Raw genomic sequence first — 25,431 nt, 5'->3', positions numbered from 1 at the left:
TGTCGCGCAGAGGCGGGCAACTGCCCTATGCCCGCCCGCCGGTGACGGGCGGGGCCGATGTTGTTCAGGTCGCCGTCAACGCCGCCACCGCCGGCCCGAACATGCCGGTCTTGATCGCGCCGAGCGTGCCGGGATCCTTTCCGGCCAGCGGCCGCAGCAACTCGACCGCGGCGGGCGTCACCGCGCCCTCACCGGCGGTGCCGTCGACGATGCCGATGGCCGCGGCGTCCGTCCCGCCGAACCGCCGACCGGTCGTCATCGACGCCATCTGAGCCGCCGGGGTGAGCTTGGCCTGGATCAGCGCGGCCATCCCGGGGGTGAACGGGATCCGGATGTCGACCTCGGGGAAGCAGAAGAAGCCGCGGTCGGCGCGCATCACCCGGAAGTCGTGGCCGATCGCCAGCATCGCTCCGGCCCCGAACGCGTGGCCCACCACCGCCGCCGCGGTCGGGATCGGCAGCGTCAGCACCTTCGCCAGCAGCGCCTGCACCCGTCCCACGTACCAGTCGCCGCGGTCACTGTGGGCGGCCAGCCAGTCCAGGTCCAGGCCGTTGGAGTAGAACTTGCCGCTCGCGGTGGTGACCAGGCCGTGGGCGCCGCTGGACACCGCGTCGTCGAGCATGCGCTCGACCTCGTCGAGAAAGTCCGGGGAGAACCGGTTCTCATCGTCACCGAGATCGAGCACGGCGATCTTGTCGTCATAAGTCAGGTTCACTCAGCGGACCCCTTTCTCTGGCCCCACGGCCAGCACGGCGCGTACCGCGGCGTGCAGTTGGGCGCGGGCAACGGTGTTGCCCAGCCGGTTTCGGCTGAGCACGATCGCGGTGGGCAGGTCGACCACACACGTGGTGATGGTGTCGACGGCGGCGGCGTCGCGGCGCTCCCACATCGCGGTCGCGAGCCGGATCAGCAGGCCGATCAGTTCGGCGTCGAGGCGGCGCAACGGTTCGGCGACATCGTCGGGCAGGTCGTCGGCGAGCAACTCCTCGCGCCGGATCGCCAGCAGCAGCGCCGAGGATTCCGGGTGGTGTTCGGCGAATTGCAGCGGGGTGTCGGCGGCGGCGACGACAGCCGCCGCGGCGTCGTGGTGCGCGCCGTCGACGAGTTCGCGCTGCATGTCCAGGAATCGGCGTCCCGCCCGCAGCCAGGCCGCGGCGATCAGTCCGGCCCGCGACCCGAAGCCGTGGTAGAGCGCGCCGTTGGAGGCCCCGGTCGCCACGGAGACGGCCCGGATGGTCACCGCCGCCGGGCCGGACCGCGCCGCCAGCGACTCGACCGCGTCCAGCACCCGGCCGGGGTCGTGCACACGCGGGCGGGGCATGACTGCCACCATAACAGAGCGATTGCTCTGTTACCACGTGCGCCCACCGTCGCACCGGCGTGACAGGATCGAGAAACCATGAGCACTTCCGCAACCCGCCCCGTCGTCTTCTCCGGCGTCCAGCCCACCTCGTCGTCGCTGCACCTCGGCAACGCGCTGGGGGCGATCACCCACTGGGCGGAGCTGCAGGACGACCACGACGCGCTGTTCTGCGTCGTCGACATGCACGCCATCACCGTCCCGGGCTGGGACCCCGAGACGCTCCGGAGAAGCACGCTGATCACCGCCGCGCAGTATTTGGCGCTGGGCATCGACCCGGCCCGCAGCGCGATCTTCGTCCAGAGCCACGTACCGGCGCATGCCGAACTGGCCTGGGTGCTGGGCTGTTTCACCGGATTCGGACAGGCCTCCCGGATGACGCAGTTCAAGGACAAGTCGGCCAAGCAGGGTTCGGACTCGACGACGGTGGGCCTGTTCACCTACCCGGTGCTGATGGCCGCCGACGTGCTGCTCTACGACACCGACGTGGTGCCGGTCGGCGAGGACCAGCGACAGCACCTGGAACTGGCCCGCGACGTCGCGCAGCGGTTCAACGCCCGCTTCCCCGGCACCTTCGTCGTCCCCGAACCGATGATCCCGAAGGCCACCGCCAAGATCTACGACCTGGCCGATCCGACCGCGAAGATGAGCAAGTCCGCGGCCACCGACGCCGGCCTGATCAGCCTGCTCGACGATCCGGCGAAAAGCGCCAAGAAGATCCGCTCGGCGGTCACCGACTCCGAACGCGAGATCCGCTACGACCCGCAGGCCAAGCCCGGGGTGTCCAACCTGCTGACCATCCAGTCGGCGATCACCGGTGACAGCGTCGAGAAACTGGTGGCGGGCTACGCCGGCCGCGGCTACGGCGACCTGAAGAAGGAGACCGCCGAGGCCGTCGCCGAGTTCGTCACGCCGATCAAGGCGCGGGTGGACGAACTGCTGGCCGACCCGGGTGAACTGCAGTCGGTGCTGGCCGCCGGCGCCGAACGCGCCAAAGCGGTGGCCGCGGCGACCATCGCGCGGGTCTACGACCGGGTGGGATTCCTTCCGCCGCCGGCATGAGTCATGAGTAAATCCGCCACCGACCAGGAGTCCAAACCGGGCATCCTCGACCGGCTTCGGTCGCGCTACGGCTGGTTCGACCACGTGATGCGGGCCCAGGAACGCTACGACGAGTGCCAGGGCAACTTCTTCGCCGCCGGGATGAGCTACTACACCATCTTCGCGTTGTTCCCGCTGGCGATGGTCGGGTTCTCCGTCGGCGGCTTCCTGCTGTCGCGGCGACCCGAGGTGCTCGATGGGATCGAGGGCCGCATCAAGCACTCCATCCCCGGCGAGTTCGGCGACGAGTTGGTGACGTTGATGGACACCGCCATCGGTTCGCGCGCCTCGGTGGGTGTCATCGGCCTGGCGACGGCCGCCTGGGTGGGCCTGACCTGGATGGCCAACCTGCGCGAGGCGCTCTCCGAGATGTGGGAGAAGCGTTCGGAGAAGCCGGGTTTCGTCTCGTCGAAGTTGTCGGACCTGGTCGCGATGGTGTGGGCGTTCGGCGCCATGCTGGCCACGATTGCGCTGACCGCGCTGGCCGACCCGAAGCTGATGCGCAAGATGCTGCGCTGGCTCGGTGTTCCCGACTTCGATCTGCTGGGCGCCTTGTTGCGGGTGGCATCGGTCGGGATGGCGGTCGCGGTGTCGTGGCTGTTGTTCACCTGGATGATCGCCCGGCTGCCCCGCGAGTCGGTCAGCCTGGCCAGCGCCGCGCGGGCCGGGCTGATCGCCGCGGTCGGCTACGAGCTGTTCAAGCAGGCCGGCTCGGTGTATCTGCAGTCGGTGGTCAACGGCCCGGCCGGCGCGGTGTTCGGGCCGGTGCTGGGCCTGCTGGTGTTCGCCTACGTCACCACCCGGCTGATCCTGTTCGCCACCGCCTGGGCGGCGACCGATGGCGTTCAGGCGGAGAACCTGCGCGCGCACTGAGTCGCCCGCTGCGACGGTGTGACCGGCCGCCGAAACGGGTAGTAGAGGCGAATGGTGCGCGAAACCGGCTGGCCCCGTCTTCGAGTGCAGGACTGGGGGCCCACTCGGGACACCCTGCACATGTGGACCCAGATCGTCGGCAAAGTCCGCCTGGCGCACGCACCCTTGGTGAACCACTGGTGGCAGGTGACGCTGTATGTCACCGCGCGCGGCCTGGCAACGTCGGCGATCCCGTACGGCAGCGACGTGTTCGACATCGAATTCGACTTCGTCGAACACCAATTGGGCATCCGCAGCGGCTGCGGCGCGACTCGGGCCATCGCACTGCGGCGGCAATCGGTGGCGGAATTCCACTCGGCGTTCATGTCCGCGTTGGACGAGTTGGGCCTGCACACCGCAATCCAGTCCCACCCCAACGAGGTGCAGCAGGCCATCCCGTTCGCCGAGGACGTCGAGCACGCCTCGTACGACGCCCAGGCAGCGCAGTTGTTCTGGCGGCAACTGGTGCAGGCACACCGCGTGCTGAGCCGGTTTCGCTCCCGCTTCATCGGCAAAGTCAGCCCCGTTCACTTCTTCTGGGGCGCGATGGATCTCGCCTGCACCCGCTTCTCCGGCCGTACCGCGCCGACCCACCCGGGCGGCGCGCCCAACTGCGGTGACTGGGTGATGGTGGAGGGCTACTCGCACGAACTCAGCAGCTGCGGATTCTGGCCCGGGGGCGGGGAGGAAGGCGGCTTCTACGCCTACGCCTACCCGGAGCCGGACGGTTTCGCCGACCACCCGGTGCGGCCCGCGCAGGCGTTCTACAGCACGGACATGGGCGAATTCGTCCTACCGTATGAAGTGGTGCGCCAAGCGCCCGACCCGGACGCGGTGCTGCTCGAGTTCCTCCAGGACACCTACGAGGCGGCCGCGGTGCGCGGCGACTGGGACCGCGGCGCCCTCGAAGACGATCCGGATCGCTGGCGGACGAAGGCGCGCACCTGAGGTGCTCTCGTCACTGCGCGCGGTGTGCGGTGACCAGGAAGCCCGGCCCGGGCATCCTCAGCGGCCGCCGGCGTACTCCGGGTGCTTGGCGACGTAGGCCTCCACGAACGAGCAGCTGGGCACGATCTGCTTGCCCGCGGCCCGGGTGTCATCCAGCGCGAAGGCGATCAGCTTGGTGGCCAGGCCCTGACCGCCGAACGCCTTGTCGATCTCGGTGTGGTGGAAATCCCGCTGATCGCCGCTGTCACGGTAGGCGGCCAGCCCGGCCCGCACGCCGTCCACACTGATCTCATAGCGGTGCTGGTCGGGCACATCGATGACGGTCGGCTCACTCATCGGTTCTCCTTCATCTCAGCCACATTCCGCGGCGCATGACCTGCACCACTTGCAGCTCGGCGTTCATCACCACCAGGTTAGCCGCGGTTCCGGCTCGCAAAACCCCGGCGCCGTCGAGACCGAGCACCCGCGCCGGGGTGGTCGAGGTCATGCGCACCGCCGCGGCCAGCGCCGCATCGTTCTCGGTGGAGTCGCCGCCGAGCAGGTTCACCGCGGTCGCGAACAGCCGGTCCATGGTCGCGGTGCTGCCGGCGATGGTGGCGGTGCCGCGCAGCCGGGCCACCCCGGCGGCCACCTCCACGTCGAGCCCGCCGAGGGTGAACGCGCCGTCGCCGGCCCCGGCCGCGGCCATCGCATCGGTCACCAGGGCGACCCGGTCCGGGCCGGCGGTCGCCACGACGTGCCGGATCACCGCCGGATGCAGGTGCACGCCGTCGGCGATCAGCTCGACGGTGACCCGCGGATCGGCCAGCAGCGCCGGTGCCGGTCCCGGCTCGCGGTGATGCAACGCGCGCATCGCGTTGAACAGATGGGTGCCGACGGTGGCGCCGGCGTCGATCCCGGCCTGTGTCTGGTCGTAGTCGGCGTCGGTATGTCCCAGCGCCGCAACGACTCCCGCCTCGACCAGCCGCCGGATCGCGGCCGGTCCGCCGGAGAGTTCGGGTGCCAGGGTCACCATCCGGATCGCGCCGTCGCCGGCGGCCAGCAGCGCATCGACCTCGGCGTCGTCGGGGGCGCGCAGCCAGGCGGGATCGTGGGCGCCGCAATGGTGCCCGCTGAGCCACGGCCCCTCCAGGTGGATGCCGTCCACCACACCGCGCCGCGTCGCGTCGGCAAGCACGCGCACCTGATCCAGCAGCACCGCCGGGGCGGCGCTCACCAGGCTGGCCAGCCCGCCGGTGGTGCCGTGCCCGGCGTGCAGCGCCGCCGCGCGATCCGGGTCGTCGGGGTAGCCGGCGCCCCCGCCGCCGTGACAGTGCATGTCGACAAAGCCCGGCACCACAACGCAATCCGGGAACGCGATGTCGGCGCGCACCGGCCCGGTTCCGCAGTCGGCGATCCGCCCGTCGGCCACCGAAAGCCAGCCGGGCCGGCAGACCCGGCCGTCGAGCACCACGGCGTCCGCGGAGATCAGGGTCATGCCGACGCACCCAGCTCAGGAGCAGCCGCCTCGGCTGCGGGCCAGCGGCCGCCGTTCTCCCAGAAATGCCGGATGTCCTCGAGTTGCCGGCCCTTGGTCTCCGGGGCGTAGCGGTAGACGAACGCCAGGCTCAGCAGCGCCAGCACCCCGAACACCGCGAACGTTCCGGCGCCGCCCAGTGCGCTGAGCATGGTCAAGAACACCGCGGCGACGACCGCATTGGCCACCAGATCCGAGGTCAGCATCGCCGAGGAACCCATCGCGCGCAGCCGCGCCGGCAGGGCCTCCCCGGCGTACACCCACACCAGCGAACCGAACCCGAAGGTGTAGCCGACGGTGAACAACACCACCCCGCCGAACTTGACCACCGCCAGCGCGTCACCGAACGCCGACCCGGCCGCGAACACCGCGATCAGCAGCACGTTGGCGACGACCATCGTGGCGATCCCCGACAGCAGGATGGGACGGCGGCCCACCCGGTCGATCAACGCCAGCGAGACGAACATCGCCGCCAGCGCGGCGACCTGCACCAGCGCCGGCAGGATCAGCAGCGCGAAATCGCCCTCGAAACCCATCTTTTCGAACAGCCGGGGACTGTAGTAGACGATCGCATTGATCCCGGTGATCTGGATGAAGAACCCGAGCGTCACCACGAACAGCGTCGCCCGCAGATACGGTGGCCGCAGCATCTCGCGCAGCACCCCGACCCCGCTCTGGCGTTCCTCCTGCAGCGTCCGGCTGATCTCGGCGAGTTCGCGCTGCGCGGCCTCGATGTCCGGATCGATGCGGCGCAGGGTGCGGTAGGCGTCGTCGACGCGGCCCTTGAGCAGATACCAGCGGGCGGTGTCGGGGATGCGGGCCAGCAGCAGCGTCACCAGCACGGCGGGGATGGCGGCCAGGCCCAGCATCGCCCGCCAGTTGCCGGCGCCGGCCAGCAGATAGGCCAACAGGTAGCCGGCGATGATCCCGACCACGGTGGCTACCCCGTAGGTGACCAGCAGCGCGCCGCGGGCGGCGGCCGGCGCCGACTCGGCCACGAACACCGGCACGACCACCACCGACACCCCGATGGTGACGCCGAGCAGCAGCCGGGCCACCGTGAGCATCGGCACCGACGTCGACGCCGCCCCCAGCAGCGCGAACACCGCGTAGCCCAGCGCCACCGCGATCATCGACTTCTTGCGCCCGATCGCGTTGGCCAGCCACCCCGCGGCCAGGGCGCCGCCGATCTCGCCGATCACCGTCGCGGTGGTCACCATCTCCTGCTGGGCGGCGGTCAGCCCGAAGTCGGCCTCGATGAACAGCAGGGCGCCGGCGATGTTGGACAGGTCGTAGCCGTAGATCACGCCGACACTGGCGGCGGCCACCCCGACCAGCAGTGCCAGCGGCGAGGATCGGCGCAGTTCCCCGATGCGGCCCACCTGGCTCACCGTAGGGGATCGGGTCAGTATTGCGGGCGGCGGTTGACCGCGCGTGCGCCCAGGATGAGCGCGAACACGATGATCGTGCCGAAGATGCTGACCCCGACGCGCACCGGCACCGAGTCGTCGGCCGGCATCAGCGCCATGGCCTGCGGGCTCGGCGCGCCGGCGGGGGCTCGGGTGACCAGCGACGGGTCGGGTTCGATCAGGGTGCCGATCCGGGTCCCGACCGGGGTGGCGAAGCCGTAGTCGAGCAGCTGCGCGGCCTGCTGCCACGGCGGGATCGGCTGCCGGGTGCCGCGCAGCAGCACCGCCACCAGCCGGCGGCCGTCGCGGGTGGCCGCGCCGACGAACGTCTGCCCGGCGTCGTCGGTGTAGCCGGTCTTGCCGCCGAGGGCGCCCGGGTAGTTGTAGAGCAGCTGGTTGTCGTTCTCCAGGGTGTAGCCGGGCACGTCGCCGTAGCCGGGGAACGCGAAGCTCCGCGTTGCGACGATGTCGGTGAACACCGGGTTGTTCCAGGCGTAGCGGTAGAACAGCGCGACGTCGTAGGCCGAGGTGCTCATGCCCGGCCCGTCCAGCCCGGACGGGGTGGCGGCGCGGGTGTCGCGGCCGCCCAGCCGGGCCGCCAGTGAGTTGATCTTGTGCAGCGCGGTGTCCATGCCGCCGAGTTCGGTGGCCAGGGCGTGCGCGGCGTCGTTGCCCGACCCCATCAGCAGGCCGTGCAGCAACTGGTTGACGGTGAAGTCGCCGCCGGGGCCGACGCCGACGCGGGTGCCTTCGGAGTTGGCGTCCTCCTGGGTGCCGGGGACGACCTTGCCCAGGTCCAGCTCGTTGAGCGCCGCCATCGCGGTCAGTACCTTGATCACGCTGGCGGGCCGGTGCCGGCCGTGCGGGTCGCGGGCGGCGATCACCGCCCCGCTGTCCATGTCGGCCACCAGCCACGACTCGGCGGACACCTCGTCGGGCACCGGCGGGGTGCCGGGCGCGGCGATGATCCCGCAGCCGGCCAGCGCGTCGCCGCCGACCGTGGTGGCCGGCACCGGCAGCGGCAGTGGCGGCTCACCGGCCAGCGGCACCTCCGAGGCGTCCACCGCCGGCGGGGTGCTCACCTGGTACGGGCAGCCGACGGCTCCCGCGTTGAGCCCCGGAGTGGGGTCGGCCACGGCTGCAGGGGCGGCCAGGGGTGTGGCGGCGGCGAGAAAACCTACCGTCACCAGGGCTGATACCGAGCGCACAAAAGTCATCGTGTGTGCAGGGTAAGCGAATCGCACCGCGAACCGGCGGAGCCACGCTGTGACTGATGTTGCGCAAGTTACAACTGAAAATACGCCAGGCCCGGGCCGTTGATTCGGCCCAGCCACAGCCGATCCCCGGCCTCGACCACGCCGGTGGCCAGCCCGAACGCCGGATCGGTGCTGCGGAACTGGCTGAGCACCCGGCCGTCGTCGGCGTCGAAGCCGATCACCCACGCCCCGGACTTGGTATCCGGCAGCCAGCGATACGGCAGCAACCGCCACAGCAGGGTGCGCAGCACCGGCGCGCGCGGGGAGAGCCACTCCGACAGCGGGTTGCGATCCGAGACCATCGCCACCCAGATCCGGCCGTCACGCCCGGTGGAGATGTTGTCCGGATGACCGGGCAACTCGCTCACCAGCCCGGTGATCGAACCGGCCCGCGGCCCGGTCAGCCAGTACTTGGACAACCGGCACCCGGTGCTCTCGGCGAACACCACCGCCGATTCGTCGGCGGTCAGCGTCACCCCATTGGCGAAGTGCAGGCCCGACGCCAGCACCGTCGTCGCACCGTCCGGGGTGCGCCGCAGCAGTGAGCCACTGGCGCGGGCCTCGATCACCGAAGCCTTGTAGTACTCGTAGCGGAACCGGTCGGTGGACTCGGTGAAGTAGATGGTGCCGTCGGATGCTTCGACCGCATTCGAGCAGAACGTCAGCGGCCGGCCCGCCACATGACTGACCAGTGTCTCCAGGTGCCCGGTTTTCGGGTCGAAGCGCAGCAGGCCACGATGGCTGTCGCAGATCAGCAGCCGGTGATCGCGGGTGAAGGCCAGCCCGAGCGGGCGCCCCCCGGTGTCGGTCATCACCCGCGGCGGGGCGGCGCCCGGACCGACCGCGATGATGCGGCCGTCCTCGAGGCCGGTCCAGATGGCGCCGTCGGCGTCGACGACGACGTCTTCGGCGGCGGTGCCGGGGATCTCGACGACCTGCAGTGGCGGCGTCGGATCTGGCGGGGGCAGCGGCCGCGACGGCGGCGGCCGCCAGCGGACCGGGGAGATGCGAGGCTTGGCCATTGCTGCATTGTGTCGCGGGCGGGGCGGTTACATCGGCTTAACCGGCCAGAATCCGATCCGCGCTTAGGCTGGGGCGATGACGGCGGCGGTCGAGGATTTCGAGGCGTTGCGGCCGCACCTGCTGGCGGTGGCCTACCGGCTCACCGGGATGTTCGCCGACGCCGAGGACATCGTGCAGGACGCCTGGCTGCGTTTCGATGCCGCCGAGCGTGACGAGATCGCCGACCTGCGGGCATGGTTGACGACGGTGGTGAGCCGGCTCGGCCTGGACCGGCTGCGCTCGGCGCCGCGGCGCCGCGAAACCTATGTCGGCGATTGGCTTCCGGAGCCGGTGGTGACCGGCATGGACCAGGCCGAGCCGTTGTCGGCGGTGGTGGCCGGCGAGGACGCCCGGTTCGCCGCGATGGTGGTGCTGGAGCGGCTGACGCCGGATCAGCGGGTGGCGTTCGTGCTGCACGACGGCTTCGCGGTGCCGTTCGCCGAGGTCGCCGAGGTGCTGCACACCAGCGCGGCCGCCGCCCGGCAGCTGGCGTCGCGGGCCCGGCGCGCCGTTGCCGCCGACCCGCCGCCGGAACCCGATCCGCGGCACGCGGAGACGGTCGGGACGTTGATGGCCGCGATGGCCGCCGGTAATCTGGATGCGGTGGTCGCGCTGTTGCACCCCGACGTGACGTTCACCGGCGACGCCAACCGGCGGGCGCCGACCGCGGTGCGGACCATCCACGGCCCGGAGAAGGTGGCGCGGTTCCTGTTCGGCCTGGCGCGCCGGTACGGGCCGACCCTGACGACCGCGAACCAGTTGGCGCTGGTCAACGGCGAACTCGGCGCCTACACGCCCGGGGCTCCCGCTGCCGAGGGGTTCGCCGAGCTGCTGCCGCGGATCACCGCGATGACGGTGCGCGACGGCTTGGTCTACGCGGTCTGGGACATCGCCAACCCGGACAAGTTCACCGCTACTCCGCTGCGTGGTACCGCGAGGCTGGAGTTACCGTGAGGCCCACTCGCACTTCTGCACGCTAACGACAGTCTGGCGGCGTCACTGGGCCCACGGCACCCGGCAGGCGTCGCCGGAGCTGAAGCCCTGCTCGGTGATGCCCAGCGCCGAATACATCCGGGCCCGCATGTTCTCGACCCCGATCTGATAGGTCAGTTCGATGACGCCGTCGTCGCCGAATCGCGCTCGCAGATCGGCGACCTGAGCGTCGGTGACCAAGTGCGGGTCGGTGGTGACGGCGTCGGCGTAGGCGATGGCGGCCCGCTCGTCGTCGGTGAACCGCGGCGAGGTCGCATAGTCATCGATGGTCTTCAGCCGTTCGATGTCCATGCCTTCCAGACGTTGCAGCATGGAGCCGAAGTCCACGCACCATGAGCAGCCGATGGTGCGGGCGGTCCAGAACACCGCCAGGTCGCGCACTTCGGCGGGCAGCTTGCGGGACGCGGACTGCAGCAATCCTTCGTGCGCGGCGGCGGCGACCAACAGCCGCGGGTGATGCGCGATGACGGTGAAGGGCTCGGGGACCTCGCCGAAGCGGCGTTTGGCGTAGCGGTACATGGCGCGGGTCAGCACGCCGGTCTTCTTGGGGGACAGCGGTTCGATACGTGGTTGAGTAGTCATATCCCTGAGACGAGACAGCCCGACGTTTTGTGACGAGCCGGCCAGTCAGAGCAGAAACGGCACCAGCGCCTTGCGGTCGGTGGGGTAGTCGGCGAACTTCTCCCGGTACCACCGGTGGGTTTGCAACGCGCGCGGGATCAGGTTGCCGGCGGTGATCAGCAGGATCACCACGCCGGGCAGCGCCCAGGTCAGGATCGCGAAACCGGTCCAGGCGATGATCTCGCCCAGGTAGGCCGGGCTGGTGACGAACCGGAAGCCGCCCCCGAACGGAATCCGGTACTCAGCGGCACCCGGGTTGTTCTTGTCGCGCAGGTTGCGCACGATCGACTCGGAGCTGACCAGCAGCGCGAACCCGCACAGGTAGACCACCAGGCCCACCACGAAACGCGGGTCGGTCAGCCAGGAACGGCCGTACTGCGCCAGGTAGTCGTGGCTGAACAGTGCCCCGTTGAGGTAGCCGTGCATGGTCGTGACCAGCATCCCCATCACCACCACCGAGATGTTGAACGTGCTGCGCTTGCCGGGCACCTGACGGATCGCCAGCGGAAAGAACCAGCCGCGGTTGGCGTAGTGCAGCGCCCAGATCCCGGCCAGCACCAGCGACGTCGGCTCGAACCGGGCCGGGCCGCTGAGGTAGGCGACCAAGAACACCACCGTCGCCGGGATCTCCATCAGCCACCAGCCGAACTTCGGGTTCAGGTTGAACCCGAGCTTGGCCGAGGAGAACCGGCCGTAGGAGCTCTGGCCGAAGAAGCCGCCGATGATCACGAACGCGGCGAAACCGAACGCGAAGGTCAGGACGGTGTCATAGCCGCTGTTGCCGGTGTACCAGTGCATCTCAGTGGTGTATCACGCCGGGTCAGCGGGCGAACATCAGCGCCCGCTTGACCTCCTGGATCGCCTTGGTGATCTCGATGCCGCGCGGGCAGGCGTCGGTGCAGTTGAACGTGGTGCGGCAGCGCCACACCCCGTCGACCTCGTTGAGGATGTCGAGGCGCTCGGCGGCGCCCTCGTCACGCGAGTCGAAGATGAACCGGTGGGCGTTGACGATCGCCGCCGGGCCGAAGTAGGACCCCTCACTCCAGTACACCGGGCAGCTGGTGGTGCAGATGCCGCACAGGATGCACTTGGTGGTGTCGTCGTAGCGGTGCCGGTCGTGCTGGCTCTGGATCCATTCCCGGGTGGGCGGGTTGCCCGAGGTGATCAGGTAGGGCTTGATCGCCTTGTAGGCGTCCATGAACGGTTCCATGTTGACCACGAGGTCTTTTTCCACCGGCAGCCCGCGCATCGGCTCGATGGTCAGCGTCAGCTCCTTGCTGGCCTTCTTCGGCAGGATGTCGCGCATCAGCATCTTGCAGGCCAGCTTGTTGTTGCCGTTGACCCGCACGCCGTCGGAGCCGCACACCCCGTGCGCGCAGGAACGCCGGAAGGTCAGGGTGCCGTCCAGGTAGCTCTTGACGTAGATCAGCAGGTTCAGCAGCCGGTCGGTGGGCAGCGCCGGCACCCGGAAGCTCTGCCAGCCGTCGGTGGCGGCGTACTGGTCGGGGTCCTCCGGGTTGTACCGGGCGATCTTGAGCGTGACCATCCGGGCGCCCTCGGGGACCGGGGGCAGCGGCGGGTCACCGGCCGGCGGGCCGTCGACCAGCGCCACCGGTGCCGCGCTCGCCGGACCCGGCGAGCAGCAGCCTGAATCTGATGAGCAGCAGCCGGAGTCAGCTGAAGAGGACATCAGTACTTCCGTTCCTTCGGTTCGTAGCGGGTCTGCACCACCGGCTTGTAGTCCAACCGGATGTCGGCGATCAGATCCGGGCCGTCCTTGTAGGCCATGGTGTGGCGCATGAAGTTGACGTCGTCGCGGTTGGGGTAGTCCTCCCGGGCGTGCCCGCCGCGGGATTCCCGCCGATTCAGCGCACCGACCACGGTGACCTCGGCCAGCTCCAGCAGGAAGCCCAGCTCGATGGCCTCCAGCAGGTCGGAGTTGAAGCGTTTGCCCTTGTCGTGCACGGTGATCCGGGCGTAGCGCTCCTTCAGCGCGTGGATGTCGGACAGCGCCTGCTTGAGGGTCTTCTCGGTGCGGAACACCGCGGCGTTGTTGTCCATCGACTGCTGCAGCGCACCGCGGATGTCGGCGACGCGCTCGTTGCCGTGCTCGGAGAGGATGTCGGCGACCCAGTTGACCACCATGTCGGCCGGGTTCTCCGGCAGCTCGGTGAACTCGTGGGTGTTGGCGTACTCGGCGGCGGCGATACCGGCGCGGCGGCCGAACACGTTGATGTCCAGCAGCGAGTTGGTGCCCAACCGGTTGGCGCCGTGCACCGACACGCAGGCACACTCGCCGGCGGCGTAGAGCCCCGGCACCACCGCGGTGTTGTCGCGCAGCACCTGCCCGGTCACGGTGGTGGGGATGCCGCCCATCACGTAGTGGCAGGTGGGGTAGACCGGCACCAGTTCCTTGACCGGGTCCACGCCCAGGTAGGTGCGGGCGAACTCGGTGATGTCGGGCAGCTTCTCCTCGAGTACGTCCTCGCCCAGGTGGCGCACGTCGATGTAGACGTAGTCCTTGTTCGGCCCGGCGCCGCGGCCCTCGAGCACCTCGAGCACCATCGAGCGGGCCACGATGTCGCGCGGGGCCAGGTCGACGATGGTGGGGGCGTAGCGCTCCATGAACCGCTCACCGTCGGCGTTGAGCAGCCGGCCGCCCTCACCGCGCACCGCCTCCGAGATGAGGATGCCCAGCCCGGCCAGGCCCGTCGGGTGGAACTGGTGGAACTCCATGTCCTCCAGCGGCAGGCCCTTGCGGAAGACGACGCCCATGCCGTCGCCGGTCAGGGTGTGGGCGTTGGAGGTGGTCTTGTACATCCGGCCCGAACCGCCGGTGGCCAGCACGATCGCCTTGGCGTGGAAGACGTGAATTGCGCCGGTGGCCAGTTCGTAGGCGACCACGCCGGTGGCCACCGGACCCGACGGGGTGTCGGTGAGCGTCAGGTCCAGCACGTAGAACTCGTTGAAGAACTCCACGTTGTGCTTGACGCAGTTCTGGTACAGCGTCTGCAGGATCATGTGGCCGGTGCGGTCGGCGGCGTAGCAGGAGCGGCGCACCGGGGCCTTGCCGTGGTCGCGGGTGTGCCCGCCGAACCGGCGCTGGTCGATGCGGCCCTCGGGGGTGCGGGAGAACGGCATACCCATGTTCTCCAGGTCCAGCACCGCGTCGATGGCCTCCTTGGCCATGATCTCCACGGCGTCCTGGTCGGCCAGGTAGTCGCCGCCCTTGACGGTGTCGAAGGCGTGCCACTCCCAGTTGTCGTCCTCGACGTTGGCCAGCGCGGCGCACATGCCGCCCTGCGCGGCGCCGGTGTGACTGCGCGTGGGGTAGAGCTTGGTCAGTACTGCAGTCCGAGCGCGGGGCGCGGCCTCCACCGCCGCGCGCATCCCGGCGCCGCCGGCACCGACGATCACCACGTCGTATCGATGTTCCTGAATCACCGCGATATCACCCGTTCGCTACCGATTGCCGTCAAGAAATGTTCGGGTCGAAGCTCAGCAGCACGTAGCTGCCCAGCGCGAGCGTGAAGACCATCGACACCGCCAGCAGGCTCAGCAGCCAGAACCGGCTGCGGCCGCTGCGGGTGTAGTCGCCGATGATCGTGCGCATGCCGTTGCCGCCGTGCAGTTGAGCCAGCCACAGCAGGCTCAGGTCCCAGATCTGCCAGAACGGCGAACGCCATCGCTCGGCCACGAAGTTGAAGTCGATCCGGTACACCCCGTCGTCCCACATCAGCATGATGAACAGGTGCCCGAGCACCAGGAAGATCAGCACGGCGCCGGAGAACCGCATGAACAGCCAGGTGTACTTCTCGAAGTTGGCCATCCCCTTGTGCCGGAACGGCGCGCGCGGGTCGCCCAGGCTGGCGGGACGGTCCCGGTCCGGGCCGCGCACCGGAGCCAGCGCGCCGCGTCCGAGTTGCAGGTCAGGTGTGCTCATAAGAAGCGCTCCGCCATGTGCATGCCGATCCGGACCACGACCGGCACCATCACCACCAGCCAGATCGCGCCGACCGCCACCAGCATCTGGCGCTGCCAGCGGCAGCCCTGCCACCAGAAGTCGATCAGGATCAGCCGGACGCCGTTGAGGCCGTGGAACAGCACCGCGGCGACCAGGCCCAGCTCCATCAGCCCGACGAGCGGGGTCTTGTAGGTCGCGATGACCTCGGTGTAGGCCTGCGGGCTGACCCGGACCAGGGCGGTGTCGAGCACGTGGACGAACAGGAAGAAGAAGATGGTCGCACCGGTGATCCGGTGCAGCGCGAACGCCCACATTCCGGGGTCGCCCTTGTACAGACTCTGCCGTCGGGGACGCCGGGGGGCCGCCGACGTCCCGGGTCTCGCCGTATCGGCGGGTGTCGCCGTCATCTAGCGCCTCCAAATATCTGTAGCCGCCATGCTTGCGGCAGCTACACAACGCCATCGCTGTCAATAAACCTCGGCTTGGACTCTAAACCCATCCACAGGGTGGAAACGACCACGTTGAAGTTACCGACGGGTAGGAACGGTCGAAGTTAGGGTGACGTTCGACAAACCGAGGTGGACGGACAAGGTGGCGCGATGCAGTCGAAACGATATGGGCGCAGCTGAGATGTCGGACACAGTCGACTGGGAAATGTTGCGGCGCAATGCAATTTCGGTGGCCGCGAACGCCTATGCGCCGTATTCGGGGCTGCGGGTCGGCGCGGCGGCCGTTACCGCCGACGGACGCTTGTTCACCGGCTGCAATGTGGAGAATGTCTCATATGGCCTGAGCCTGTGTGCCGAGTGTGCGGTGGTCACCGGGCTGTGCACCGGCGGGGGCGGACGGCTGGTGGCGCTGTCGTGCACCGACGCCGCCGGCAACCTTCTGATGCCGTGCGGACGATGCCGCCAGGTGCTGCTCGAACACGGCGGGCCCGAGCTGCTCGTCGACCATCCCGCCGGCGCCCGGCGGCTCGCGGAACTGCTGCCCGACGCCTTCGGACCCGACGCATGGGGCTGAACCGCTCCTTTGACGCCCCGACGCTGATCGCCACCAAGCGCGACGGTCACCGGCTGAGCGACGCCGCGATCGACTGGCTGATCGACTCCTACACCCGCGGACGGCTGGCCGAAGAGCAGATGGCGGCGCTGCTGATGGCGATCTTCCTGCGTGGCATGGATGCACACGAGACTGCGCGCTGGACCGCGGCGATGATCGCCTCCGGGGAGCGGATGGACTTCGGTGACCTGCGGCGCGACGGGCGCCGGGTGCCCACCGTCGACAAGCACTCCACCGGCGGGGTGGGCGACAAGATCACGTTGCCGCTGGTGGCGGTGGTCGCCGCCTGCGGCGCCGCGGTGCCGCAGGCCTCCGGCCGCGGCCTGGGCCACACCGGCGGCACGCTGGACAAGCTGGAATCGATCGCGGGGTTCGACCCGGTGCTGCCGACGGCCCGGCTGCGAGAGCAGCTCGCCGATGTCGGGGCGGCGATCTTCGCCGCCGGCGCCCTGGCACCCGCCGACGCCAAGCTGTACGCGCTGCGCGACATCACCGCCACCGTGGAGTCGCTGCCGCTGATCGCCAGCTCGGTGATGAGCAAGAAGCTGGCCGAGGGAGCGGGTGCCCTGATCCTTGATGTCAAGGTCGGCTCGGGCGCCTTCATGAAATCCGCCGGTCCGGCCCGACAGCTCGCCGAGCTGATGATCGAGCTGGGTGCGGCCCACGGCGTGCCGACCCGCGCCCTGCTCACCGACATGAACACCCCGCTCGGGTCGACCGTCGGCAACGCCCTGGAGGTCGCCGAGGCACTCGACGTGCTGGCCGGCGGCGGGCCCGAGGACGTGGTGGCGCTGACGGTGGCACTGGCCGCCGAGATGCTCGAGTTGGCCGCGATCAGCGACCGCGACCCCGCGGCCACGTTGACCGACGGCACCGCGATGGACGCCTTTGCCGCGATGATCGCAGCCCAGGGCGGTGATCTGAGCGTGGGGCTGCCGGTGGCGGCATGCTCGGAGACCGTCACCGCGTCCCGGGACGGCACAATGGGGGAAATCGACGCGATGGCGGTGGGTATGACGGCATGGCGGCTGGGAGCGGGACGCTCCCGTCCGGGTGAACGTGTGCAGGCTGGCGCCGGCGTGCGCATCCACCGTCGGCCCGGGGAGCCGGTCCGCGCCGGTGAGGCGCTGTTCACGCTCTACACCGACGCTCCCGAGCGGTTCGGGCCGGCGCACGCCGAACTCGACGGCGGCTACCGGATCCTGAGCGGCCCGGACGCCGCGCCCGTCCCGCGCCCACGGATCATCGGAGCCGTCCCGTGACCACACCGTTGACCCTGGAGACGATCCGGCAGGCGCCCAAGGCGCTGCTGCACGACCACCTGGACGGCGGGCTGCGCCCGGCCACCGTCGTCGACGTCGCCGGACAGGTCGGCTACGACGGGCTGCCCGCCACCGACACCGAGGAGCTGGCCACCTGGTTTCGCACCCGCTCGCACAGCGGGTCGCTGGAGCGGTACCTGGAGCCGTTCAGCCACACCGTGGCGGTGATGCAGACCGCCGACGCGCTGTTCCGGGTCGCCGCCGAATGCGTCGAGGATCTGGCCGCCGACGCGGTGGTCTACGCCGAGGTGCGGTTCGCGCCCGAACTGCACATCGAGGGCGGTCTGTCGTTCGACGCGGTGACCGATGCGGTACTGGCCGGATTCGCCGACGGGGAGCGCCGGGCCGCGGCCGCCGGCCGGGACATCACGGTGCGCTGCCTGGTCACCGCGATGCGGCACGCGGCGCTGTCCCGGGAGATCGCCGAGCTGGCGATCCGGTTCCGCGACAAGGGTGTGGTCGGGTTCGACATCGCCGGCGCCGAGGCCGGCCACCCGCCGAGCCGGCACCTGGACGCGTTCGAGTACATGCGGGACCATAACGCGCGCTTCACCATTCACGCCGGCGAGGCATTCGGGCTGCCGTCCATCCACGAGGCGATCGCGTTCTGCGGCGCCGACCGGCTCGGGCACGGGGTGCGGATCACCGACGACATCACCGTCGATGATGACGGGCAGGTGCGGCTGGGCCGACTGGCGGCGATCCTGCGGGACAAGCGGATCCCGCTGGAATTGTGCCCGAGCTCGAACGTGCAGACCGGTGCGGTCGGCAGTATCGCCGAGCATCCGTTCGACCTGCTGGCCCGCGCCCGGCTGCGGGTGACGGTGAACACCGACAACCGGCTGATGAGCGACACCACCATGAGCAAGGAGATGGCGGTGCTCGCCGAGACGTTCGGCTACGGCTGGACCGATCTGCAGCGGTTCATGGTGAATGCGATGAAATCGGCGTTCATCCCGTTCGACCAGCGGGTGGCAATCATCGAGGAAGTGATCAAGCCGCGATTCGCGGTGCTGGTCGGCTGAATCGGCCGGGTCGCCGAAAGGCGAAAGCCGGACAACCGCGATTGCGATTGCCCGGCCTTCTCCAACGAGATCAGTGCTCGGTGACAGTGGCCTCCGGGTCGCCGTCCTTCCAGGAGATGACGCCGTGCTCGAAGGTGGTCTGCTTGGTGCCGTCAGCGTTGGTGGTCTCATCGCTGGTCGGGTAACCGAGCTTGCCCTGCGAACCGCCCAGCTCGTTCCACTTGTCGCGGATCTTGCCCCACACCACGTACGACCGGGTGGTGTGAACGATCACGCCGCCGTCGAACTGCTGGTAGATGCCGCCGTCGGGGTTCTTCTGCTCGGCGCCCGTCGGTTCGCCGAGGCTCTGCTTGGCAGCGGCGTCCAGCGAGTCCAGCTTGGCCAGGATGGGGCCGGCGACGGTGTACTCCTTGCCGTCCGCACCGGTCATCTCGGTGGAGCTGGCGGCGTCGCTCTCCTCGGCGGGGGTGGTGACCGCCGACGAGATCACCGAGCTCGCCGAGGATGCGACCGAGCTGGCCGAACTCAGCGCCTCGCTGGTCTTCTCCTTGGTGCTGCTGCAACCCGTGCCGATCAAAGCGAGCCCCAAAACTGCGGCGGATACAGCTGCGGCTCGTTGTGTTGCCTTGCGCATGTGTAGTCCTTTCGAATTTGGAAGGGCCCCGCAAACCCACACGGCCCGGCCAGAGGTTATCCGGCCAGATGTTATCGGGGATACGACCACCGGGCAATGAAATCGGGCAAATGGCTGTGGCAATTGTCGCTGAATTCCCGCGATACTCGCTGGTATACCCGCACCGCCTATACCCGCACCGCCGACGAACACGGCCGAAGCCGCGGGGATGCCGCTGTGGTGCGGGGGCTGCAGTGTGGGGGGAGAGGGCTGCGTTCGCGCGTTACTCGCTGCGCAGCCGAGACTGCACGAACTGCTCGAGTTGCTCCCATTCCTTGACCGCCGGAGCGTACGGACGCTGCGGTGCGGCCACCGATTCCCGATCGAGCACGTAGTCGACCATCCGGCCCAGCGCACGGTCCGGTTTGAGGGTGTCGGCGACGACGCCGTCCTCGGCGTAGCTGCCCACGTCCTGCAGGAACTCTACGGCCAGTTCGAGCTGCTCGCGGTCCACGGCGTCGGGCCCGTCGGTCAGGTCGTCGACCATGCCGGACAGCACGTAGACGTTGTCGTCGGTGATGTCGATTGCCAGCGAGCCGTCGGTGGCGGCGGTGCGGATGTCGTCGTAGGTGCTCAGATCCGACAGGTCGTGATCGTGCTCGTCGGCCAGGTAGCGGGCCAGGGCGCGCTCGGAGTTGAACACGCTGATCCGGCCGTTGCGGCCGAGGAACACCGGCTCCTCGCCGAGGTAGCAGCGCAACGTGAAGAACGTTCCGTTGTCGGTCATGATCCGGATCGGGTCGATGCCCACCTTGGCCCAGAAGTCGGCGTCGCCGCCGAGCACCACCCGGTCGCCGCGGGCGCGCTCGCCGGCCGCCCCGGCGGCTTCGGCGGCCCCGTCGGCCCCGGCGTCGGCGGTCGCTGCCGCCTCGGTCTCCGGGACGGTCTCGACCACCTCGACCGGGGGTTCTTCGGCCAGTTCGTCGGCCGCCCGCGACGACGCGGCGGCGTCGACGTCGGGGGTGCTGATGATCTCTTCGACCGCCGCCAACACGTTGCTCCAGCTGCGGCCGATGATGTCGGCGATCTGGTTCCATCGCTTGCGACCGGCCCGGCCGGTGAAGTTGTCGACGCCGCCGGCCAGCGTGCCCAGGCTGGGGTTGCCGTTGAAGAATTTCGTCACCGCGGTCAGGTCGCAGACCGTCCCGATGGAGGAGACGATCTCCAGCGCGTCGGCCACCGAGCGCACGGACTGCTTGGTGGGCTTGTCGGCCAGCAGTTCCTCGACGGCGATCAGGTCGTACTGGCGGCTGCGCGGCGGGTTGAGCTTGTGCGCGTTGGCCTCGACGAGCTGCTGCCAGGCGGGATGGTCAGTCAGGTCGTTGTCGGTGTTGGTCCGCACGAACGCCACCAGGTCGGCCGCGGTGGCGAAGACGTAGAGGGCTTCGTCCTTGCCGAGGAACGCCTCCCACTCGTCACCGGCGTCGCGCCAGCGCGGCGCCCACAGCGTGTAGCGGTTACCGGCGGTCACCGCAAGACGGATCGGTACGAGGTCAGCTGCCATGGCGCACAGAGTAGCGAGGTGCCCCGCGGCCCCCCGAACCGGGATTAGTGCCGGGATCAGCACCCGGATTGACGGACGGATTGGCACGGCCCACCATCGCCGATAAAGAATCCTGAATTTATTGTGTTAACAATGGCGTCGCCCTCATCTTTTAGTTAGGTTCACTTGGCCGGGGATGCGTGGGGCAACGCGTATTACCCGGGTCGGGGAAGCCGCGATGACGACTATTCGATTACGTCCGCTGGGGGCAGCGGTGTCGGCGGTGCTGTGCGCCGTCATGGTGGCCGGCACGCCCACGCTCGCCGGTGTCGGCTCCGGTGTGGATCAGCTCACCGCCCGGCTGCGGCTGCTCGCCGACGAAGGCTGGATCATGAGCGGCACCGGCGTGCCCGACCCGACCGTCGGCTCCTACTTCAGCCAGATCCTGGCCGGCTACCTGCAACCGGCCTCACCGCACTTCGACGGCCAGCCGAGCTTTCCCGGCTACAACTTCGTCGGACTGACCACCCCCGAGCAGTTCTGCCCGTTCGTGTGCCTGCCGGATCAGCCGCCGCTCAACTTCGGCGACTCGCTGGACGCCGGTGTCGCCGCGCTGCATCAGTCGATCCTGCCGCAGCTGCTGGCCGGCGACAACGTCACGGTGTTCGGGTACTCCCAGAGCGCCGCCATCAGCACCATTGAGATGAACCACCTGATCGCCAACGCCGGGTCGGACGGCTACCCGAGCATGGATCAGCTGGGCAATCTCCACTTCGTCCTGATCGGCGACCCCAACAACTCGGCCGGCGGCATCCTGGACCGCTTCCAGTTCCCCTCCCAATTCCACGACGGCCAGCACATGCCGTTTGTGAACATCCCGCTGAGCCTGGACGCCACCCCCACCGAACACATCTCGTCGGACATCTACACCGGCGAGTACGACGGCTGGGCGAACTTCCCGCAGGACCCGACCAACCTGCTGGCCGTGATCAACGCCCTGATCGGCATCCTGACCGTGCACCCGTATTACCCGCTCTACAGTGCCGAGCAGTTGGCCAGTGCGGTCAGCGTCGGCACCATCGGCGAAGCCGACTTCTACATGATCCCGCAGAACCTGCCGATCCTGCAGTTCATGTTCAACGGCGGGACCGCGGGCCAGTTCTTCGGCGATTTCTTCTCCCCGTGGGCGAGGCTGTTCATCAACTGGGGCTACGGCAATGCCGGCAACCCGGACGTCAACGGGATGTACCAGATCGCCGGCGGCGAGTTCATCAACGGCAGCCCGTATCAGCAGGTGTTCGGGGTGGCCGGGGGTCCGTGGGCGATGACCCCGACCGGCGAGTTCTACGACGGTTCCGGCCTGGCGGGGCTGTTCATGAAAATGGACCCGCTGCAGATGCTGGCCGGAACCCAGAACGCGCTGATCCAAAGCCTGGTCGGGCCGTGGGCGGACGTTGCCGCCGCGGCCAACGGCGGCGTGCTGAGCGCCTCGGATATCACCACCATCACCGGCATCACCGATTTCCTGCAGGTCATCACCGGTTATGACCTGGTCAACTCGATCGACAAATTCGTGCTCGACGGGTGGAGCAGCCTGGCGGACTCGCTGGACCTGACCGACGTGTTGGGCCCCGACGCGATGCTCAGCGGGGTCGGCATTCCCGGCGACGGGCTGCTGGGCCTGGTCGGCCTGGGTTTCGACCTCTTCAACTTCTTCGGGGCCTAATGGCGAGAAGACGCCGGGTGGCGCACCGGTACGTCCGTCCACGTCGGTGAACGAACCGGCCATCGATGTGGAGTTGACAACGCGTGCTTTCTTTATAGGCTCTATGCTGAATTCCGCCTTATAGATCCATGTGAAGTCGTCAGGCGGGGTCCCACTGCGACTGATGGCGTGACGCGACGACCCGGGAGGCCCGAATGACGGCTACACGACTGCACCGGTTGGGTGCGACGGCGCTGGCGGCGCTGTGCGCCGTGCTGCTCGGCTTGTCGTCGCTGCTGACGCCGACGCTGGCATCGCGGCTGGAGAAGGCGATCGCCGAGATCGTGCTGCTGGCCGGCGAGGGCTGGATCATGACCGGCACCGGCCAGTCCGACCCGACCATCGGCAACTACATGGACGTGGTGCGGGACTTCTACCTGCAGCCGACGACCCCGTGGTTCGCCGGGCAGACGGTCTTCCCCGACTACAGCTTCGAGGGCCTGGTCACCCCCGAGCAGTTCTGCCCGATCGTCTGCCAGCCGTTGCCCGTCCCACAGCTGGACTTCGCGGCATCGCTGGCGGAGGGCGCCGCCAACCTGGACGCGGCGATCCGCCCGCAGCTCGAGGCCGGCGACAGCGTCACGGTGTTCGGCCTCTCGCAGAGCGCCGTGGTCGCCACCCTGGCGATGCAGAAGCTGCTCGCCGATGCACCGGGCGGTTCCTACGACCCGGACAACCTCAACTTCGTGCTGCTCGGTGACCCGAACAGCCCGATCGGCGGCATCCTGAGCCGGCTGGCCTTCGCCGACGGCTTCGACGGGAACATGCAGCACATCCCGTTCCTGGGCATCCCGCTGGGTATCGGCGCGGGCCCGACCGACTTCGCGGCCAGCATCTACAGCACCGAATACGACGGCTGGTCCGACTTCCCGCAGGACGTCACCAACCTGCTGGCCGTGATCAATGCGCTGATGGGCATCCCGGCGGTGCACACCGCCTACTTCAACGACAACCTCGGCAACGCGATCGACCTCGGCTCGATCGGCGGGAACGACTTCTACATGCTTCCCACCGCCGAGTTGCCGATCCTGGGACCGCTCTACGGGCTCGGCGACTTCGGCAAGCTGGTCGGTGACGCGATATCGCCGTTGCTCAAGCTGGTCATCGACTGGGGCTACGGCAACCCGGGCGCCCCGGATGCCGGCATCACCGTCGACGGCGTCGACCCGATCGGGGCGGCCGGCGCCTGGGCGGTCACCGCGACCGGTCAGCTCTCGGAGGACACCGGCGTCGCCGGGTTCCTGCTGCGGATGGACCCGCTGCAGATGCTGGCCGGCATGCAGTACGCCGGGGTGCAGAGCCTGACCAACACCATCAACAACCTGCTGGACTTCGCCGGCCAGGACCCGCTGTCGCAGTCGGTCGTCGACACCCTGCTGGGCGGCTACAACCTCACCCTCGAGCTGGACCAGCTGCTGCTCAACGGGTGGCAGGACCTGGCCACCGAATGGAACCTGCTCGACGTGCTGGGACCGGACGCGATCTTCAACGGTGCGCCGCTGATCTCCGCGCAGCCGCTGCTGGATCTGCTCGGGGTGGGCTTCAGCATCATCAACTACCTCGACGCCTGACCCGATGCGACACCGGCGTATGCTGGGGGCAGCACTGCTCGCGGCGGCGTCGGTGGCCGCGGCCGGCACGCCGGACGGGGCCGGTCCGCAACACCGATCCGACGCGGTGCTGTTGGCCGACGAGGGCTGGATCATGGGGCCGACCAGCATCCCCGACCCCACGGTCGGCGGCTATCTGGAGGCGGTGCTGGACCGGTTCCTGCAACCCGTCACGCCGTGGTTTCCCGGGCAGCCGACCTTCCCCGGCTACCGGTTCGAGGGCCTGGTCACTCCCGAGCAGTTCTGCCCGCTGGTGTGCCTGCCGCCGCCGAACCCCTACCTGACCTTCGCCGAGTCGGTGGCCCGCGGCGTCGACATCCTGCACGAGGCGGTCGTACCGCAACTACAGGCCGGCGATCACGTCACGGTGTTCGGCTACTCGCAGAGCGCCACCATCTCCACCCAGGAGATGATCAACCTGCTCGCCGACCCGCCCGGCGGCAGTTATGACGCAGACAACCTGGACTTCGTGCTGATCGGCAACCCCAACAGCCCGCTCGGCGGGGTGCTGACCCGCTTCCCGGCCTATCCGCTGTTGGGCGACCAGCCGGTGCACCTGCCGTTCCTGGGCATCCCGCTGAGCATCGGGCCCACCCCGACCAGTGGCTTCGACATCGTCAGCTACACCGGCGAATACGACGGCCTGGCCAACTTCCCGCAGGACCCGGCCAACCTGCTGGCCATGCTCAATGCGCTGATCGGCACGGCGACAGTGCATTTCGCCTACCTGGAGTTCGACAACCTCTCCGACACCATCGAGCTGGGCGCCATCGGTGACACCGACTTCTACCTGATTCCCCAGCAGTTGCCGCTGCTGTGGCCGATCTACCAGCTGGGCGACGTCGGCAAGGTCATCGGCGACGCACTGGCGCCGATGCTGAAACTGGTCATCGACTGGGGCTACGGCAACCCGGGGAACCCGTTCGTCGGCGTCAACGGAACCGACGCCGTGGGGCCGTGGGCGGTCACCGCCGGGGGCCAGCTGGCCGAGGGCTCCGGCGTCGCCGGGTTCCTGCTGCGGATGGACCCGCTGCAGCTGCTGGCCGGCCTGCAGTACGCCGCGGTGCGCAGCGTCGTCGACCCGGTCAACAGCCTGCTGGGCTTCGCCGGGCACGATCCGCTGCCGGACTCGCTGGTCGAGGCCCTGCTGACCGGCTACCGGCTCACCAACGAGGTGGACGCCGCGCTGCTGGACGCCTGGCAGCAGCTGGCGGTGGACCTCGACGTCGCCGACTGGCTCGGCCCGGACGCGGTGTTCAACGGCGAACCGCTGCTGTCCCTGGAGCCGCTGCTGGACGTGGGCGCGGTGGTCTTCGAGATCCTCAACCTCCTCGGCGCATGACCCGTAG

At 69.1% G+C, this 25,431-nt stretch carries 24 protein-coding genes and 1 pseudogene; 10 read left to right on the top strand and 15 right to left on the bottom strand.

What is annotated here, in order from left to right; all coding sequences use genetic code 11:
* Positions 1 to 64: 64 nt before the first annotated feature.
* Both AWC24_RS18545 and AWC24_RS18540 read right to left on the bottom strand, forming a co-directional pair.
* Positions 65 to 715, bottom strand: a complete 651-nt coding sequence (locus tag AWC24_RS18545) for an enoyl-CoA hydratase-related protein (RefSeq protein ID WP_085087723.1) — start codon at positions 713 to 715, stop codon at positions 65 to 67.
* Positions 716 to 1,321, bottom strand: coding sequence for a TetR/AcrR family transcriptional regulator (locus AWC24_RS18540; RefSeq protein WP_085087864.1), 606 nt, complete (start codon positions 1,319 to 1,321; stop codon positions 716 to 718). It lies immediately after the preceding gene.
* A 78-nt stretch (positions 1,322 to 1,399) separates the two neighbouring features.
* On the opposite strand from AWC24_RS18540, the gene trpS reads away from it, so the two are divergent.
* The 3 genes from trpS to AWC24_RS18525 are packed head-to-tail and all read left to right on the top strand — an operon-like array spanning position 1,400 to position 4,321.
* Complete coding sequence (gene trpS / locus AWC24_RS18535; RefSeq protein ID WP_085087722.1) at positions 1,400 to 2,422, top strand: tryptophan--tRNA ligase; 1,023 nt, start codon at positions 1,400 to 1,402, stop codon at positions 2,420 to 2,422.
* 3 nt (positions 2,423 to 2,425) lie between these two features.
* On the top strand, positions 2,426 to 3,334 hold the full coding sequence (gene yhjD, locus AWC24_RS18530) for an inner membrane protein YhjD (protein WP_085087720.1): 909 nt from the start codon (positions 2,426 to 2,428) through the stop codon (positions 3,332 to 3,334).
* A gap of 51 nt (positions 3,335 to 3,385) precedes the next feature.
* A complete protein-coding gene (locus tag AWC24_RS18525; protein ID WP_085087718.1) occupies positions 3,386 to 4,321 on the top strand; it encodes a DUF5996 family protein in 936 nt (311 codons plus the stop codon).
* A 57-nt stretch (positions 4,322 to 4,378) separates the two neighbouring features.
* Here the strand turns inward: AWC24_RS18525 and AWC24_RS18520 are convergent, their stop codons facing one another.
* The 5 genes from AWC24_RS18520 to AWC24_RS18500 form a co-directional block, all read right to left on the bottom strand.
* Positions 4,379 to 4,657, bottom strand: a complete 279-nt coding sequence (locus tag AWC24_RS18520) for a GNAT family N-acetyltransferase (protein ID WP_085087717.1) — start codon at positions 4,655 to 4,657, stop codon at positions 4,379 to 4,381.
* Positions 4,658 to 4,667: 10 nt separating this feature from the next.
* Entirely contained in the window at positions 4,668 to 5,798 is a 1,131-nt protein-coding gene (gene nagA, locus AWC24_RS18515) for an N-acetylglucosamine-6-phosphate deacetylase (RefSeq protein WP_085087715.1), read from the bottom strand.
* Positions 5,795 to 7,201: a sugar porter family MFS transporter gene (locus AWC24_RS18510; RefSeq protein ID WP_085087861.1), complete on the bottom strand. Its 1,407-nt coding sequence runs from the start codon at positions 7,199 to 7,201 to the stop codon at positions 5,795 to 5,797. The genes nagA and AWC24_RS18510 overlap by 4 nt, the downstream gene beginning before the upstream one ends.
* A 41-nt stretch (positions 7,202 to 7,242) precedes the next feature.
* The gene (locus AWC24_RS18505) at positions 7,243 to 8,463 is read right to left on the bottom strand and encodes a D-alanyl-D-alanine carboxypeptidase family protein (protein WP_085087713.1); all 1,221 of its coding nucleotides are present in this window, start codon (positions 8,461 to 8,463) and stop codon (positions 7,243 to 7,245) included.
* A gap of 68 nt (positions 8,464 to 8,531) precedes the next feature.
* The gene (locus AWC24_RS18500; RefSeq protein ID WP_085087711.1) at positions 8,532 to 9,524 is read right to left on the bottom strand and encodes an SMP-30/gluconolactonase/LRE family protein; all 993 of its coding nucleotides are present in this window, start codon (positions 9,522 to 9,524) and stop codon (positions 8,532 to 8,534) included.
* Positions 9,525 to 9,600: 76 nt separating this feature from the next.
* On the opposite strand from AWC24_RS18500, the gene sigJ reads away from it, so the two are divergent.
* Positions 9,601 to 10,518 (top strand): sigma-70 family RNA polymerase sigma factor, encoded by a 918-nt coding sequence (sigJ, locus tag AWC24_RS18495; RefSeq protein WP_085087709.1) that lies wholly within the window; start codon positions 9,601 to 9,603, stop codon positions 10,516 to 10,518.
* Positions 10,519 to 10,560: 42 nt separating this feature from the next.
* Here sigJ and AWC24_RS18490 read toward each other — a convergent pair.
* From AWC24_RS18490 to sdhC, 6 genes and pseudogenes are all read right to left on the bottom strand, one after another.
* Positions 10,561 to 11,151 (bottom strand): annotated as a pseudogene (locus AWC24_RS18490) (carboxymuconolactone decarboxylase family protein); the annotation flags it as partial.
* A 33-nt stretch (positions 11,152 to 11,184) separates the two neighbouring features.
* Entirely contained in the window at positions 11,185 to 11,976 is a 792-nt protein-coding gene (locus AWC24_RS18485) for a phosphatidylethanolamine N-methyltransferase family domain-containing protein (RefSeq protein WP_085087705.1), read from the bottom strand.
* Positions 11,977 to 11,998: 22 nt separating this feature from the next.
* Entirely contained in the window at positions 11,999 to 12,790 is a 792-nt protein-coding gene (locus AWC24_RS18480) for a succinate dehydrogenase iron-sulfur subunit (protein WP_085087702.1), read from the bottom strand.
* Positions 12,791 to 12,867: 77 nt separating this feature from the next.
* The gene (gene sdhA, locus AWC24_RS18475) at positions 12,868 to 14,622 is read right to left on the bottom strand and encodes a succinate dehydrogenase flavoprotein subunit (RefSeq protein WP_085087699.1); all 1,755 of its coding nucleotides are present in this window, start codon (positions 14,620 to 14,622) and stop codon (positions 12,868 to 12,870) included.
* Between the two features lie 31 nt (positions 14,623 to 14,653).
* Positions 14,654 to 15,121 (bottom strand): succinate dehydrogenase hydrophobic membrane anchor subunit, encoded by a 468-nt coding sequence (locus tag AWC24_RS18470; protein ID WP_085087696.1) that lies wholly within the window; start codon positions 15,119 to 15,121, stop codon positions 14,654 to 14,656.
* Complete coding sequence (sdhC, locus tag AWC24_RS18465) at positions 15,118 to 15,549, bottom strand: succinate dehydrogenase, cytochrome b556 subunit (protein ID WP_085087693.1); 432 nt, start codon at positions 15,547 to 15,549, stop codon at positions 15,118 to 15,120. The genes AWC24_RS18470 and sdhC overlap by 4 nt, the downstream gene beginning before the upstream one ends.
* 223 nt (positions 15,550 to 15,772) lie before the next feature.
* Between sdhC and AWC24_RS18460 the strand changes: the two genes are divergently transcribed.
* Genes AWC24_RS18460 through AWC24_RS18450 form a run of 3 tightly spaced genes read left to right on the top strand, consistent with a single transcriptional unit; the run spans position 15,773 to position 18,551 of the window.
* Positions 15,773 to 16,165 (top strand): cytidine deaminase, encoded by a 393-nt coding sequence (locus tag AWC24_RS18460; RefSeq protein ID WP_163705402.1) that lies wholly within the window; start codon positions 15,773 to 15,775, stop codon positions 16,163 to 16,165.
* A complete protein-coding gene (locus AWC24_RS18455; protein WP_109560559.1) occupies positions 16,162 to 17,466 on the top strand; it encodes a thymidine phosphorylase in 1,305 nt (434 codons plus the stop codon). The genes AWC24_RS18460 and AWC24_RS18455 overlap by 4 nt, the downstream gene beginning before the upstream one ends.
* Complete coding sequence (locus AWC24_RS18450) at positions 17,463 to 18,551, top strand: adenosine deaminase (protein ID WP_085087684.1); 1,089 nt, start codon at positions 17,463 to 17,465, stop codon at positions 18,549 to 18,551. Before AWC24_RS18455 ends, AWC24_RS18450 begins: the two co-directional genes overlap by 4 nt.
* A 70-nt stretch (positions 18,552 to 18,621) precedes the next feature.
* On the opposite strand, the gene AWC24_RS22705 is transcribed toward AWC24_RS18450, so the two are convergent.
* Both AWC24_RS22705 and satS read right to left on the bottom strand, forming a co-directional pair.
* Entirely contained in the window at positions 18,622 to 19,128 is a 507-nt protein-coding gene (locus tag AWC24_RS22705; protein WP_234807430.1) for an LGFP repeat-containing protein, read from the bottom strand.
* Between the two features lie 319 nt (positions 19,129 to 19,447).
* Positions 19,448 to 20,728, bottom strand: coding sequence for a protein export chaperone SatS (satS, locus tag AWC24_RS18440; protein ID WP_085087673.1), 1,281 nt, complete (start codon positions 20,726 to 20,728; stop codon positions 19,448 to 19,450).
* A gap of 217 nt (positions 20,729 to 20,945) precedes the next feature.
* Between satS and AWC24_RS18435 the strand changes: the two genes are divergently transcribed.
* The 3 genes from AWC24_RS18435 to AWC24_RS18425 all read left to right on the top strand — a co-directional run bounded on the left by AWC24_RS18435 (position 20,946) and on the right by AWC24_RS18425 (position 25,424).
* Positions 20,946 to 22,433, top strand: coding sequence for a PE-PPE domain-containing protein (locus AWC24_RS18435; protein WP_163705304.1), 1,488 nt, complete (start codon positions 20,946 to 20,948; stop codon positions 22,431 to 22,433).
* 194 nt (positions 22,434 to 22,627) lie between these two features.
* Positions 22,628 to 24,043, top strand: coding sequence for a PE-PPE domain-containing protein (locus AWC24_RS18430; RefSeq protein ID WP_234807429.1), 1,416 nt, complete (start codon positions 22,628 to 22,630; stop codon positions 24,041 to 24,043).
* 4 nt (positions 24,044 to 24,047) lie between these two features.
* On the top strand, positions 24,048 to 25,424 hold the full coding sequence (locus AWC24_RS18425; RefSeq protein ID WP_085087671.1) for a PE-PPE domain-containing protein: 1,377 nt from the start codon (positions 24,048 to 24,050) through the stop codon (positions 25,422 to 25,424).
* Positions 25,425 to 25,431: the final 7 nt, after the last annotated feature.

Origin of the sequence: Mycolicibacter senuensis, from assembly GCF_002101885.1 — a bacterium.
Lineage (GTDB): Bacteria > Actinomycetota > Actinomycetes > Mycobacteriales > Mycobacteriaceae > Mycobacterium > Mycobacterium senuense.
The sequence above is the reverse complement of the archived record's forward strand: the minus strand, read 5'-3'. Positions and strand labels throughout refer to the sequence as shown.